The following is a 14,629-nucleotide window of genomic DNA, read 5'->3' on the forward strand; positions in this document are numbered from 1 at the left end:
AAGCTCAGGAGCCCGCACGGCTGTCGTGAGCGTGAGCGCATTAAATTAACGCGGCTGGTATTGAACGCCGAATTTTAACTCTACGCAGCCGAGCCCTACGGTTTAAAATTTTGCGCCTTAAAATTTTACACTGCAAATTCTGCGCTATAAAATTTCACTTCAAATCGCGAGTTTAAAATTTTAAAACGAAATTTCAAGGCAAAATTTCGGAGCCGAAATTTTAGCCCAAATTTCAAAGCTAAAATTTTAAACTCAAAAATTTCACACGAAATTTCAAGCTAAAATTCTAAGCCCGAAATTTTAAGCTGCACTCTCCAAAGGCTCAAATTAAAAGCGCTGCCTTAAGATGAAATTTTAAAATTTCACGCCAAGACGCGCTGTACCGATGAGCCTAAACGAACCGCGATGAGCCCGAGAGCGCCTTAAAACGCCGAGCAAACTACAACTAGCCAAGCGCGCCGAAATTCAGGGCTGAGCCGCCCAAGCCGCGCGTCATAGCGACATTTAAGCCGCTAGGCGCTCCGCAGCTATCACGCGCCTTCGCGAACCCGCACCTCGTCCTCGACCTCTTGCAAAAACCGCTCCACGAGCTTGCTCTCCTCGAGTTTGGCGACCACTTCGCCGTGGCGCATCACGATACCGCGCCCATTGCCGAACGCGATCGCCACGTCCGCGCCCTTCGCCTCGCCGATCGCATTTACCACGCAGCCCATGACGCTGATGTTTAGCGGCGTTTTGATATGCGCGGTTTTTTCTTCGACGATTTTGATCGCGCTTAGCAGATCGCTTTGCAAACGCCCGCAGGTAGGGCACGAGATGATATTGACGCCGCTTTTTTGCACGCCCGCATCCTGCAGGATCGCGCGCGCGACGCGGATCTCCTCCTCAAGCTCGCCCGTGATGCTCACGCGCATCGTATCGCCGATCCCCTCCATCAGAAGTGCTCCCAGCGCGATCGCGCTCTTGATGCTCGCGTGAAATTTCGTCCCGGCCTCGGTCACGCCCAGATGAAAAGGATACTCGCACAGGGGGCGCAGCGCGCGATACGCAGCCACCGTACTCGGCGCGTCCGAAGTCTTAAGCGAGATCGCGATGTCGCTAAAGTCCTCATCCTGCAGCAGCGCGGCGTTATACAGCGCGCTTTGCACCATTGCTTCAGTGCTGCGGCCGTATTTTTGCTCAAACTGCTCCTCGAGTGAGCCCAAATTTACGCCGATGCGGATGGGTAAGCTGCGAGCTTTGCACGCGCGCACGACCTCTTTAATGCGGTCCTTGCCGCCGATATTGCCCGGATTGATGCGGATAGCATCGACAAACTCCGCAACCTGCAGCGCCAAGCGAAAATTAAAATGGATGTCCGCTACGATGGGAAGCGGCGAGCTTTTTTTGATACGTGCGAGCGCGTCCGCGTCCTGCTTATCGAGCACGGCGCAGCGCACGATGTCGCAGCCCGCGAAATACAGGCGGTTAATCTGCTCTAGCGTGCCCTCCACGTCCTTCGTTTTAGAAAAGCTCATCGACTGCACGGAGATGGGCGCGCCGCCGCCGATTTTGACGGAGCCGACGGAGATTTGGCGGGTCGGATAGCGATTTTTCAAATTTAAGCCTTTAGAATTTTTTGCGCTATTTTATTCAAAACGGGGTTAAAATTTAATAATTCGCACTCGCTAGCCGCCGTAGAATTTCGCCTGCAGGATTATAATAAAAGCCACGATGAGGGAAAATAAAAAGCATAGCAAAGCCGTGATTTACGCGGAATTTATTATAGTCCGCGCAAACAATGGAACTTAACGATTAACAAAGCGCCATCTGACCACTGCTAAAATTTTGCCTGCAAAATTTTACCCGCTAAATTTTGCTTTCGCGCTTGCAAAAAATTTCATTTCGCCGCGAAATTTGAGCGAATAGAGTTCTATAAAATTCCGCCATCTAATAAAATTATAAAAATTCCGGCGACAAATGAAACTCTACAAAATTTGATGGCAAGCGAAATTTAACAAACTACGCGGCCAAGCAAAATTCCGCGAATTTAGTAGGCGAGGCGGGCGAAGTCCTGCGACGTAAAATTACAAAATTAAGCTTTTGAAATTTCGGCGAAATTTTATCCGCAGTATCGTCGCAGCGCTCGTTCGCGCAAAACGAGTGTAGTCTGGTTTATCCTAGCAGCGCGGCATGCAGCCGTGAAATTTCAAAGCGCATGGATGAAATATGAAAATTTTATTTTTAATTGCAGCAGTAGGGAGTATTGTTTCGCACGGCGACAAAGCCGAAAAAACATCAGCGTTCGTGTTTTTGCAATGCAAGCGCCGTTCTTACAGAGGAAGCAAAATTAACCCGCCTACGCATATAAATTGCGCCGGCGTGCCGCCTAGGCTAGCGCACCAGCTCCATATTCACCTTGACCCTGCTCATCTTGTCCTGCAACATATCCATCACCGACTCATTGCGCGACGAAGCGTCATCCGTCGGGGCTTCGTGCTGCTGCCACTTACTTTTCGGCGCGGCGGGACCCCACTGCGACGAAAATATTAGCCCTCGCTTTTTCTCGGTCTCAGGCGCAGGCTCGTACGGCTGTGGAGCGGGCTTCGCCCAACGCTCATCATAACGCATCGCAGCACCTTGCCCTAGCGCATTACTTCTCTCCGGCGACTGTATTTTACTAAGCGCGCTACCGCCAGGGCGCCCTATCGCACGGCTAGAGCGAGCAGATGTGGGAAGATAGGGCGCGCGAGCATTTTGACGAGCCGTATATTTCGTGGCGCTCGAATGAGATGCGGCTGCTGTATGCTCCATAGTGCCAGAACGAGCTGCACTATAGCCGTGGCGAGCTTGCGGCTGTACAATTTGAGTCGTCGTTAATTTGCGAGTTCGTGCGTCTACGATTTTGTCAGTCTGCTCATCCGCGCCTCCATGGGTTTGCGCGCTTACGCTTCTCCGCATATCTGCACCTCTGTAAGTTTGCTCCGTATCGCGGGCGTTTGGCACCTCATCCTCATAGATGCGGGTCTTTGGCAAACGCATCAGCGTCGCGACTAGGCTCTTGCTAGCTCCATTCTGACTGCTTGATCGATTGGCTGAGCGCCTAGGTGCTTTATTTCTCGCAGAATGCGATGCGGAATTTTGCCCGGGATTTTTAGTGAAATTTTTCGCGCTTTTTTGCGTGGAATTTTTAGCGGAATCCCCAGATGCACGCGTATTTTTTGTGAGCTTGGAATTTGAAAGGCTTTTAGCATTTGCAGGTTTTTTAGCATGTGGCTCGGCAGAGGATCTTGCCGCTATATTTTTACTCGAATGATCTTTGGCTCGCAGATTTTGAGATGAAATTTTATATTTATGGTTTTGCTGCGCGGCGGGCGATTTGTGGCTTTGCTGCGCAGCAAAAACGCTAGAGAAGCTCGCCAAAATGAACGTGATTAAAAAGATACGAGCTAAATTTTTCATCGTTTTCCTTTCCATGGATTTTAGGCGAAATTTAGCAAAGCTTAGATTAAGCCGCGTTAAATTTAATGAGTGAGGCTATGAAATCTCAGCTCTAATTCCAAGCCGTATCGCCAGATAAAAACCTGGATAAAGGCTAAGCTTTAAAAATTCCGCAGCTAGGATTCTGTTTGGCAATAAAATTTTATCACAAAAAAAATATTACACCACGACAAAATTTTATCTTGTAAGTGTTTAGGCGGGAGGGCTGATAAAATTTTAAAGCTTTAGAATTCTGCGCTTAAATTTTGAGTGGCAAGTCAGAATTTAAGGTAAAAAGCAAGTTCAGATAAAGCCTTTAAGTTAAAGGATAATGCAGCAAAATCCTAAATTTGCGATGAGATACGAAATTTATCAGATCAAGCAATGACTAAAAATCACACCGCTTAATCGCTAATTCATAATAAATCGCCGCGTCTTAGACATATCCAAAACGCGGCACATATCATTTTAGCGGCGTATAGCTAAAACATCGCCGCGCATAAAGCATTTCGCGGCGCCGCAAAATCTTGCAGCGCCGTTGCAATAGCATAAGAGCGCCGAATGACGCTCCTATGGGACTACATCATTCCGCCCATGCCACCCATTCCGCCCATATCAGGCATTGGAGGCATTGCAGGTTTCTCCTCTTTGATCTCGCTTACAGTCGCTTCGGTCGTTAGAAGCAAGCTTGCGACGGAGACCGCGTTTTGAAGCGCGATACGCTCAACCTTGACTGGATCGATGATACCTGCCTCAAACATATTGACGTACTCGCCGTTTGCGGCGTTGAAGCCGAATTTTTTGTCTGAGCCCTGCTCGACCTTATTTGCTACGACACCCGCGTCAAATCCCGCATTCTCGGCAATCTGGCGAAGCGGAGCGAAAAGCGCGCGTTTAACGATGTCTGCGCCGATAAGCTCGTCGCCGCTTAGAGCTAGCTTTACGCTAAGTCCGGCTCTGATTAGCGCAGCGCCGCCGCCGATTACGATACCCTCGTCTACGGCTGCTTTGGTTGCGTTTAGAGCGTCGTCCACGCGGTCTTTTTTCTCTTTCATCTCGGTTTCGGTCGCAGCGCCCACCTTGATGACCGCGACGCCGCCGCTAAGCTTGGCCATGCGCTCTTGAAGCTTCTCTTTGTCGTAATCGCTCGTAGTCTCGGCTATTTGAGCTTTGATCTGCGAAACGCGCGCATCGATATCTTTTTTCTTGCCCGCGCCGCCTACGATAGTGGTGTTGTCTTTGTCGATCACTATGCGCTCGGCTTGTCCGAGATCAGCCATAGAAGCGCTTTCTAGCGTTCTGCCAAGCTCTTCGCTGATGACGGTACCGCCCGTTAAAATCGCGATATCTTCAAGCATCGCCTTTCTGCGATCGCCAAATCCTGGGGCTTTGACCGCGGAGATGTTTAGTACGCCGCGAAGTTTATTTACGACCAATGTCGCAAGCGCCTCGCCCTCGATATCCTCGGCGATGATTAGAAGCGGTTTGCCGCTTTTTTGAACCTGCTCCAAAACCGGTAGCAGGTCTTTTAAATTTGTAATTTTCTTATCGAATAGCAAAACCAGCGGCGAGCCGAGCTCGACTAGCATTTTCTCGGCATTTGTAATAAAATACGGGCTTAGATAGCCGCGGTCAAACTGCATTCCTTCGACTACGTTTAACTCATCATTGATCGATTTTGCCTCTTCGACAGTGATAACACCGTCTTTACCGACTCTTTCCATAGCGTCTGCGATCAGATCACCCACCGCGCTGTCGTTATTGGCAGAGATCGTAGCGACCTGAGCGATCTCTTTTTTGCCGCTTACTTTTTTAGAGGACTTTTTTAGCTCCTCGATGATCGCAGCGCTAAATTTATCCATACCGCGTTTAACCTCGATCGGATTTGCGCCCGCAGTTACGTTGCGTAGACCCTCTTTAAAGATCGCGTGAGCTAGCACGGTTGCTGTAGTAGTGCCATCTCCTGCTTGATCGTTGGTTTTACTCGCTACTTCGCGCACCAAAGAAGCGCCCATGTTCTCTAGCGTATCTTTTAGCTCAATCTCTTTAGCGACGGTTACGCCGTCTTTTGTGATCGCAGGAGCGCCGAAGCTCTTTTGGATTAAGACATTGCGACCGCGAGGTCCCATCGTAACTTTTACAGCGTCGTTGAGCTTCCTAACGCCTGCGTAAAGCTTGTTTCTTGCGTCGTCTGAAAAAATAATCTCTTTTGCCATTTTCAATCCTTTTTATTTAATTATGCCTAAAACATCTTCTAAATTTAAGATAAGGTATTTCTTATCATCTAAGCTAATCTCGCTGCCTGCGTATTTTGCAAACGCTACGGTATCGCCATTTTTGACACCTTCACATTCGCTGCCGACGGCTACGATTTTGCCGGTCGAAGGCTTCTCCTTTGAAGCATTGTCGGGGATGATGATACCCGAAGCGGTCTTTTTAGTTTCCTCCTCGCGCTCGATTAGAACGCGCTTGCCAAGTGGTTGAAATTTCATTTCAGTCCTTTCTTTGATTTGTGATTTCTAAAATTGGCACTCAATGTGTTTGAGTGCTAAGATTATATGCAAAATTTAAAATCTTGTCAATAGTTTATGAAAAATTTTTATAAAACTTTAGTGATTTGAACTCAAGTATTGAGATTTCAAACGTTAAATTTTAAGGGCTATAATACCCTCAAATTTTAAATTTTAAGGGGACGAAATGAAAATTTTCGGCATAATCGCAGGAATTTTAATCCTGCTTATCGTAGGCGCGGGCTGCCTATTTTTCAGCGATTTTGGCAACAATCTTACCAAGCCTTACGTAGAAAATTTGATCAAAGAAAAAAGCGGCCTTGACGTGAAGCTTGAGAAATTCGATCTAAATTTCGGCGATCTGGACATCAGCGCCAACGTAAATGATGCTGCGAGCGTAAACGTAAAGGGCAAATACTCGCTTTTTGCGCGCTCTTTCGATCTTAACTACGACGCAAATGCGCACGATCTAGCCAAGCTCGGCATCAAAACGAGCGAAGGGCTAAGCCTCAAAGGGCAAATTTTGGGCGATCTTGACAAATTCGGCATCAACGGCAGCGGGCGGATTTTTGATAGCAACGTAAAATTTTTAGCAAATTTAAAAGACCTTAAACCACTTGATCTGCAAATCGACGCTAAGGGCCTAAATGTCGAAAAAGCCCTTGCCGTGGCCTCACTGCCGATCTACGCAAAAGGAAATATCGACGTGCTCTCGGACATCAAGGCTAGCAGCGGCGGCGCAGAGGGCAACGCAAGCATCAAAAGCTCAAATTTGATCCTAAACGAATCTGCGTTTAAAGATATGAATATCTCCATCCCAAAAGGCGTGCAGATCACGCTAAACTCGGACATCACGGCGCAAAATGACGTCTTGCGAGCAGCAAGCAAGATCGATTCGACGCTAGGCAAAATCAGCGCCGAAAAGTCGGAATTTGATCTGAAAAACAAAACTTTAAACTCAGATTTTAATCTGAATTTGCCCAATCTAGCGAAGCTCGAAAGCCTGCTCGGGCGTAAAATTTCTGGCGACGTTAAAGCAAACGGAAATTTAAAGACCGATTTTTCTACGCTTGAGCTTTCAAACTCGCAAATTTCGGCGTTTAGAGACGCGCTTAAAGCGGATACGGAGGCCAAATTTGACCTGAAAAACAAAAACGGCGAGCTGTCCGCGAAGCTAAATGCAAACGATCTAGCCGCGCTGCAAAACGTCCTGGGAGTGAAGCTGCAGGGCAAGGCAAACGGCGAGCTTAGCGCGGCTCTAGCGCAAAATGAGCTTAAAAATCTAAACTTAAATCTAAACGCGATGGGCGGCAACCTGAATGCGAACGGAAATTTAAGCGATCTAAAGCTTAAGGCGAGCAACCTAAATCTGGCCGTGCTTTCGGCTCTGTTTTACGGTAGCGCCATCGGAGAGGGCACGATAAACGGCGATGCGAAGTTAAGCTTAAAAGACGGCATCAACGGCACGGCGCAAATTTCGCTCGCTAACGGCGCGATTTTTAAGAAATTTTTAGACGGCGCGACGGGCAAGAACTTCCCGAGCGATCTAAAAGCGGACGCGCAGGCGCAGACAAATATCAAAAACTCAGTCGCGACCTTTAGCGCTAGCGCAAACTCCGATCTGGCGCAGCTTCAGAGCTTAAACGGCACTTATGAACTCAAAAACAAAGCGCTTAAAGCAAACTACGCGCTGCTGATCCCGAGCTTGCAGCGACTAGAGTTTTTCTTAAATCGCAGACTAAACGGCAAAATTGCTGCGACGGGCGAGCTTTCGCATGACGGCAAGAGCCTGTTTGCGACCATAAATTCCAAGGTCGCGGGCGGCGAGCTAAACGGACAGATCGCGGGCGATGAAGCGAACTTTAAAATCCAAAATTTTATCGTCAAAGAGCTTACGACGCTTCTAAATATCGATCACGTCTACGACGGCACGGGCAACGCAAATCTTACGTATAATACGAGCTCGCACAGCGGCAAATTCGACGCGATCATCAACAACGGCCGCCTTCCTAGCGGCGGATTGATCGATAAAATCGGTAAAATTTTAGGGCGCGATCTAGGCGGCGAGGTCTATAACGACGCCAAAGTAAACGGCACGATCAAGCAAAATTTGATAAATTTCAACGCCGATATGAGCGCGCAAAAAAGCAAGCTAAACGTCACCGGTGGCACGCTGGATAGCAAAACGGGCGCGATTTCGGTACCGGTTAAAGCAAATATCGAAAAGACCGATCTTGAAATAAACATCACCGGCACGATCAAAGAGCCGAAATACAATATCCAATCGGATTATCTAAAGGGCAAGCTCGACAAGCAGATCGGCAAGGGTATCGACAAACTTTTCGGCGTAAAAAAGGACGATAACAGCAGCAAAAACGACGCGAAAAAGGAAAAATCTGACGCGATTAAGGGACTGATAAATGGGCTATTTTAGCCCATCCGCCCCCATTTGACGTTTGGAATTTATGGATCCTGCTAAACGAGCGCGAGATTTAAAATTTTGAAATTTTGAAATCTCGCGCAGTTTAAATTCTAAAATTTAGCGCTAGCTGGCGCAGACAAAGCCGCAAAATTTCAAAACTCGGCGCACGCTATTTATCTAAATTTTAAATCTCGTTTCGGCCTGTATTTTAATGACGCTCTGAATTTATCGTCGTAAGCTTATCCTGTTTGCGCCGCTATCCGCAATGAAATGCACGCCGCAAGCCTAGAGTCTTTTAAAATGCTTCATATCAATACTGCGCGCCGTGTTTTCAGGCTATCCGATGCTACTTAAAATTCGCGGCGCAATGTTTGATAAAATTTACCCGCCATAATCGCAAGAAAAATGAGTGTCAAAGCTCCAAATACCATAGCTGTAAATTTATCATCCATCGCAGCGTATTTGTCATATCTGAATTTCATCAGATACTCGCGCTGCGGCGGATATATGCTTGCATTGTAATCCAAAAATAAAACTTGATATGCCGTGCCGCGATCTTGAAACGGAAACGGACGGCTTTGATACCAAGCTTTAACTCGCTTGCCTTCTAGCCATTCGTATGCGATTAACGAGATAGAAGGCTTAATATTTACGCCTTGCCACTCGTCTGCTCCTGTCCGCTTAAAATTAGCTTCAGCAATTGCTGCATTGAGCAAAATTTTATTTTTATAAAAGGAGGTTAAGTTATCCGTATCGCCATTTAAAAAGATTTTGATAAATTTGCACTCGTCCGTAAAAATCTGCATATATTCGCGCTCATCATCGCTTCCAACATCCATGATTATTCCGTGTGCAATTTTCAGGTCGTCTAAGCTTTTCGGATTCAAGCCAAAAAGAAATCCGTACCACATCGCCGCCAAATAAAATGCGATCATAAATAGATCAAACTTACGATCTAAGTTATGCCAAATTTCGCCGAGCTTCATCGATCATTACATTGTAAGTTTCGCTGCAAGATACGGAATTTTCACGGCTTTTATTATCGCGGGCTATATTCCTGCATCGCCACCACAGGTAGAAATAGCACTGTTCCCACGATTATTATCGGTATAGCTACGATGGTGCTTATCGTATACAATAGGGCGTTGCCCTCGCAGCGTTCAGGCCTAACCTCGATATTGGCTGGGATTGGGGAGCGCAACCTATCACTAGGCTTCATTATTTCGTTAAGATTTTTGATCTGCACGACGCGCGCATCGAAGTAGAAAATCGCTTCTATCTCGCCTTTTTTCTCATCGATTTCGATGCGATCTGCTAAAGCTTTGATTTTGGCGACATCTGCACCGGCTGCGGAATTCAAAAATGCACTGAAGCTGCCGCGCGCCTCGCCGTTTTTAGCATCGGTTACTTCGATCTGCACAAACTCGCGCTTAAGCCCTTTGGCGTATCCGCCATCGTAAAATTCCGAGATATTCTTAAGCGACGAGCCGTCCGTCAGCACATAGCTGAGTTTCTCGCCTACGATGTATTCTTTACCGTCGTTTATGAAAAATGCTGTGATCTTTTCGGGCGTTTCGTTCGCCCCAGGCACTACGTTTTGTTTGCACTGGCATCCCACAAGCAGGACAGCTAGTAAAACCGCGATAAATTTTTTCATGATAGTCCTTTAAAATTTTAAATTAACGTATGAATTCCACGGCTAAAACTCTATTTAAAAATTTCAGCAGCGAAATTTCGCGCTTTAAATTTCACGCTCGGAATTTCAGTGCCAAATTCCGCGCTATAAAATCCCGGCGCAGAATTTTGGGTGCGGAATTTCGATACGGAATTCTGCGCTCAGCAAAGCTCCAGCCACAAATTCCTCTCCGTAAAACTCCGCCGAGAAGCAAAAGCCACGGCTTTTAAATCCCGGCTCTACTTCAGTGCCGCTTTGACCGCCTCGCTCAGCCGCTTGCCGTCCACGCTTGAGCCGAGCGCTTCCTTGGCGGCTTTCATCACGCGCCCCATATCCTTTGCGCCGCTCGCACCGAGCTGCGCGATTAGTGAGCCAACCTCGGCGGCAAGCTCGGCATCGCTTAGCTGCGCGGGTAGATAAGACGCGATGATCTCGATCTCGCCCCGCTCTTTTTGCACCAGATCGTCGCGACCGCCCGCACGGTACTGCTCTACAGAGTCGTTTCGGCGCTTGATCTCGCTTTGAAGTATGCTAAAGACGCGCTCGTCGCTAAGGCTGATGCGCTCGTCCACCTCGACCTGCTTAAGCGCGGCGTTAAGCATCCGCAGGCTGTCTCTGCGGAAGTGATCGCCGCTTTTCATCGCCGTTTTAATGTCTTCTAAAATTTGCTCTCGCACACCCATTTTCCACTCCTTGAGATTGAAATTTCGGCGGTAATTGTAGCAAATTTAAAATTTGGCTCGGGTAAATTTAAGAGGATTAAATTTTAAAATTTTAAAGATTTAGCACGATTTGCGGCTAAGCTTAAAGCTCGCGCGGATATCGTCCGCGAAAATAAGCTCACGCACGAAAGGCTCGCGCGAAGCCTAGTAAAATTTAAAAGCCCCGTAAGAACAAAAATTCCTGCGAGGCAAAGCAAGCGATAAAAGCTCGCAAAGGCTCTATTTAGAGCGCGAGAATATCATTCGCACGATTTGAAGCAAGAAGCATACGCTTCCAACCAAAAAGATTGTATCGCCGATGATACGCGCCCAGCGGAGCCCGTAGAGGCTATCTTTCTGCAAAAACTCCGCGCTTCTTGCGTACCACATACCTACGTCGATCGCCGCAAACGCCTGCAAAATTCCGACAGGTAATAGCGAAATCAGCACCATTAGAAGCAGACCCGCGTTAAGCGCCCAAAAGCCGATCTTCATCAGCGTATCGTCAAAATTTTTGTCTTTGTAAATATACAGCGCCACGAGCCACACGAAGCCGAGCGCCAAAAAGCCGTATACGCCAAATAGCGCCGTATGAGCGTGCACTGCGGTGGTGTTTAAGCCCTGGATGTAAAATAGCGCAAGCGGCGGGTTGATCAAAAAGCCAAAAACGCCCGCGCCCAGCATATTCCAAAACGCTACGGCGATGAAGCAGTAAAGCGGCCATTTTAGGCGCTTAGCCCAATCCTGCGCGAATTGAAGCTTGTAGTAATGAAACGCTTCCGAACCCAAAAGCACCAAAGGCACGACCTCAAGCGCCGAGAAGCTCGCGCCCACAGCCATTATCGGCGTAGTGGTGCCCGCAAAATAAAGGTGGTGGAAGGTGCCAGGAATTCCGCCGATTAGGAAAATCGACGCGCTAGCAATCGAGGTGTAGGTAGCAAATTTCTTGCTTACTAAGCCTAAGGACGCGAACACGAACGCCAAAGACGCCGTTGCGAAAACCTCGAAAAATCCCTCGACCCAAAGGTGCACGACCCACCAGCGCCAATACTCCATCACAGGGATCGGCGAGCGCTGTCCGTAAAATAACCCTGCGCCGTAAAAAAGCCCCACGGCGATAACCGAAGCGGTAAAGATCGCTAATAAATTCTTATCGCCCTCGGCTCTAAAGCCCGCGATAAAGCCGCGCAGCACGAGCACCATCCAGATCACGAGGCCCACGAACAGTATCAGCTGCCAAATTCTACCGAGGTCTAAATACTCGTATCCTTGATGTCCGATCCAGAAGCTGCTGCTTGGATCCATCTTGCCCGCAATCGCCATGTATTCGCCCGCGAAGCTGCCGACGACCAAGAAAAGAAGCGCGTAGAAAAGCACGTCCACGCCGAGCTTTTGAAATTTCGGATCCTTGCCGCCGTTGATGATCGGAGCTAGAAACAATCCCGCCGCCAAAAAGCCCGTAGCGATCCAGAAAATGGACGCCTGCACGTGCCAGGTGCGCGCTAGCGAGTAAGGGATATACTGCGAAATATCAAGCCCGAAAAAGGACTGACCCTCGATCGTATAGTGCGCAACGAAGCCGCCGATGAAGGCCTGAAATGCAAACAATGCAACCGCTACGAAAAGGTACTTGCCGAGCGCCTTTTGCGACGGCGTAAGCGCTAAAGCGGCGATCGGATCTGCGCTAAGCCTCGCAGGAGCCTCGAAATCCTCATCCTTTTTGCCGTAGAAATTTCCAAACCACACTAAAAGACCGATGCCGGTAAGCAAAATAACGAGGCTTGCGATCGTCCAAACGACGTTTTCCGTGGTAGGGACATTGTCTATCAGTGGCTCATGCGGCCAGTTATTGGTATAGGTCGCCTCTCCGCTCGGACGATCCGTAGAAACCACCCACGCAGTCCAAAATATGAAATCCACGAGCTCGGCACGGTGTTGCTCGTTTGCGAGCGTGTTTTCCTTCATCGCGTAATCCTCGCGAAGCTTTTTAAAGCGCGGATCGTTTCCGAAAACGCCCATGTACTCGTCTTTTACGACCGCCATAGCCTTTAAGCGATCATCGCTTAGTTTAACGGCGCCGTCTTTTACGGTGTTGGTGCGGTACTCGGCCTTGGTAAGCGCCTTAATCTGCGCCTTTTGCTCGTCGCTCAAAGCGTCAAATTTCGCTCCGAAGCGCTCCTGCGCCTTGATATCCATAAACGCAACCAGCTCCTTATGCAGCCAATCCGCGCTCCAATCGGGCGCCTGATACGCGCCGTGACCCCAGATCGAGCCCACCTGCATACCGCCGATGCTCTGCCAGGCTTCCTGCCCGCGGTAAATACGCTCGGTGCTGATTAGCTCGTTGCCGCTAGCATCGGTAAATTTTACCACCGGCGGAGACTGCCTATACACCTCGCCGCCGTAAAAACCCAAGAAACTAAAGCCCACGATGAGCACCGCTACAAGCGCCATCCAGAGCTTCTTAAATTCTGCCATTTTCACTCCTTTAACTGAAATTAGGAGTGAATTTTACCTATTTAAATTTCTATAAGCATTGAGGTCCGTCAATAAAAAGATAAAATTTATCTGCTTAAGCTGGAATTTATTAAAGTATACTGAAATAAAGGGTTTTAAAAAATTTTATATAAAATTTATATCTATAAATCTATCCCTTACCTCAATATTATCAAGATTTAGATTTAGTTTGTCTTTTAAATACTTTTTCAAATTTACTCGTTCATACTCACTTAACATAGTTAACGGAATGGCAAAATAATTACTATGAGTACTATCTAATAAAATTAGAACATTTAAATTTATGCTATCTATTCTTCTTAAAATTTTAAGTACACCAAAGCAAAGAAGATTTATCGGATGCAAAGCGTACGATAAAATTAGCAAGAGAAATTTTTTAAACCTAGTTATATTGGCATTGTATTTGCAAGCGTCTTCAATCACGAGTCCAGAAAATTTATAAATAGCGATTTTATCGAAATTAGAAGCCTTTACACTTTTATGTACCGAATATACATCGTTATAATTTTTGCATAAAGAATTATATTCTATTCTATCGGAATAGAAATTTAAAAATTTATGTTTATTAATAAATAAAATTCCCACTAAAAAAGTAACAGCTCCTAAAAATTGATATGCCCAAGCACTTCCTCTGCAGAAAAATAGAAATATAACTAAAAATACAGCTAATATTAAATAACATTCTGTGCTGATTTTAGTCCAATAATCTTTGATCATAAAAAGAGGCATTTCAGATTTATAACTTTGAAATTTCATACGATAATACTCCAAATTTTTAATTCAATACGCCGCTCTTTTCATTGACTTTGCTCTGCATCTTTCACTCCTTTTAAATAGAAATATATTTTGTAAATAAATTCGAATGTAGACATTAATATTACGGAACCCGAAAGAGAAAAACCGGATTGAAAGAAAAAGATATATCCAAAAATTGAAAATCTACTTTGAAATTCCGGCATAAAATGGCTTGTTCTTATGCTTATACCGCTACTTGCAAAATATCCGGTATAATAAACCCAAAACATAAAAATACCAAGACCGAACATAAATGGAAGCAACAAAAACGGGCAATCGTTTTCCCGCTTCTTTTTTGAAAGCACTATAAAATCATCATCATATCTGCAAAAGTAAATATAATAAACCAATGAATATAAGCTAGAAACCGCAAAAAATAATAATCCCGTATATCCACATAATACTAACGTAAAATTCCGAAAGTTGGGTGTATGGGCTAATATTGCCGATAATTTCGATATTTGGAAAATAGCTTTTCATAAAATTTACGAAATTTAAGCACACAGGAGAAATATCTAAAATATTTTTAGGAATTATAAAGGCGCTAAGA

At 46.4% G+C, this 14,629-nt stretch carries 10 protein-coding genes; 1 reads left to right on the forward strand and 9 read right to left on the reverse strand.

All coding sequences use genetic code 11. From position 1 onward, the window contains the following. Positions 1–530 precede the first annotated feature (530 nt). The 4 genes from ispG to groES form a co-directional block, all read right to left on the reverse strand. Positions 531–1,598 carry a flavodoxin-dependent (E)-4-hydroxy-3-methylbut-2-enyl-diphosphate synthase gene (gene ispG, locus KH703_RS06915; RefSeq protein ID WP_304295186.1) on the reverse strand — a complete coding sequence of 356 codons (1,068 nt, stop codon included), beginning with the start codon at positions 1,596–1,598 and terminating at the stop codon, positions 531–533. Positions 1,599–2,373: 775 nt separating this feature from the next. Next, positions 2,374–3,441 (reverse strand): hypothetical protein, encoded by a 1,068-nt coding sequence (locus KH703_RS06920; RefSeq protein ID WP_304295187.1) that lies wholly within the window; start codon positions 3,439–3,441, stop codon positions 2,374–2,376. Between the two features lie 596 nt (positions 3,442–4,037). Further along, positions 4,038–5,675: a chaperonin GroEL gene (groL, locus tag KH703_RS06925; RefSeq protein ID WP_304295188.1), complete on the reverse strand. Its 1,638-nt coding sequence runs from the start codon at positions 5,673–5,675 to the stop codon at positions 4,038–4,040. Between the two features lie 12 nt (positions 5,676–5,687). Beyond that, on the reverse strand, positions 5,688–5,951 hold the full coding sequence (groES, locus tag KH703_RS06930) for a co-chaperone GroES (RefSeq protein WP_005871710.1): 264 nt from the start codon (positions 5,949–5,951) through the stop codon (positions 5,688–5,690). 205 nt (positions 5,952–6,156) lie between these two features. Between groES and KH703_RS06935 the strand changes: the two genes are divergently transcribed. Continuing rightward, positions 6,157–8,403, forward strand: coding sequence for a hypothetical protein (locus tag KH703_RS06935; protein ID WP_304295189.1), 2,247 nt, complete (start codon positions 6,157–6,159; stop codon positions 8,401–8,403). Between the two features lie 338 nt (positions 8,404–8,741). Here KH703_RS06935 and KH703_RS06940 read toward each other — a convergent pair whose 3' ends face one another. The 5 genes from KH703_RS06940 to KH703_RS06960 form a co-directional block, all read right to left on the reverse strand. Then, on the reverse strand, positions 8,742–9,230 hold the full coding sequence (locus KH703_RS06940; RefSeq protein ID WP_304295190.1) for a hypothetical protein: 489 nt from the start codon (positions 9,228–9,230) through the stop codon (positions 8,742–8,744). Positions 9,231–9,430: 200 nt separating this feature from the next. Then, on the reverse strand, positions 9,431–10,048 hold the full coding sequence (locus tag KH703_RS06945; protein ID WP_304295191.1) for a hypothetical protein: 618 nt from the start codon (positions 10,046–10,048) through the stop codon (positions 9,431–9,433). A 257-nt stretch (positions 10,049–10,305) separates the two neighbouring features. Continuing rightward, positions 10,306–10,749 (reverse strand): GatB/YqeY domain-containing protein, encoded by a 444-nt coding sequence (locus KH703_RS06950; protein ID WP_304295192.1) that lies wholly within the window; start codon positions 10,747–10,749, stop codon positions 10,306–10,308. Between the two features lie 258 nt (positions 10,750–11,007). Next, positions 11,008–13,245: a nitric-oxide reductase large subunit gene (locus KH703_RS06955; protein WP_304295193.1), complete on the reverse strand. Its 2,238-nt coding sequence runs from the start codon at positions 13,243–13,245 to the stop codon at positions 11,008–11,010. 144 nt (positions 13,246–13,389) lie between these two features. Beyond that, a complete protein-coding gene (locus KH703_RS06960; RefSeq protein WP_304295194.1) occupies positions 13,390–14,040 on the reverse strand; it encodes a hypothetical protein in 651 nt (216 codons plus the stop codon). Positions 14,041–14,629 lie beyond the last annotated feature (589 nt).

Origin of the sequence: Campylobacter gracilis (assembly GCF_018374135.1) — a bacterium.
GTDB classification, from domain to species: domain Bacteria; phylum Campylobacterota; class Campylobacteria; order Campylobacterales; family Campylobacteraceae; genus Campylobacter_B; species Campylobacter_B gracilis_A.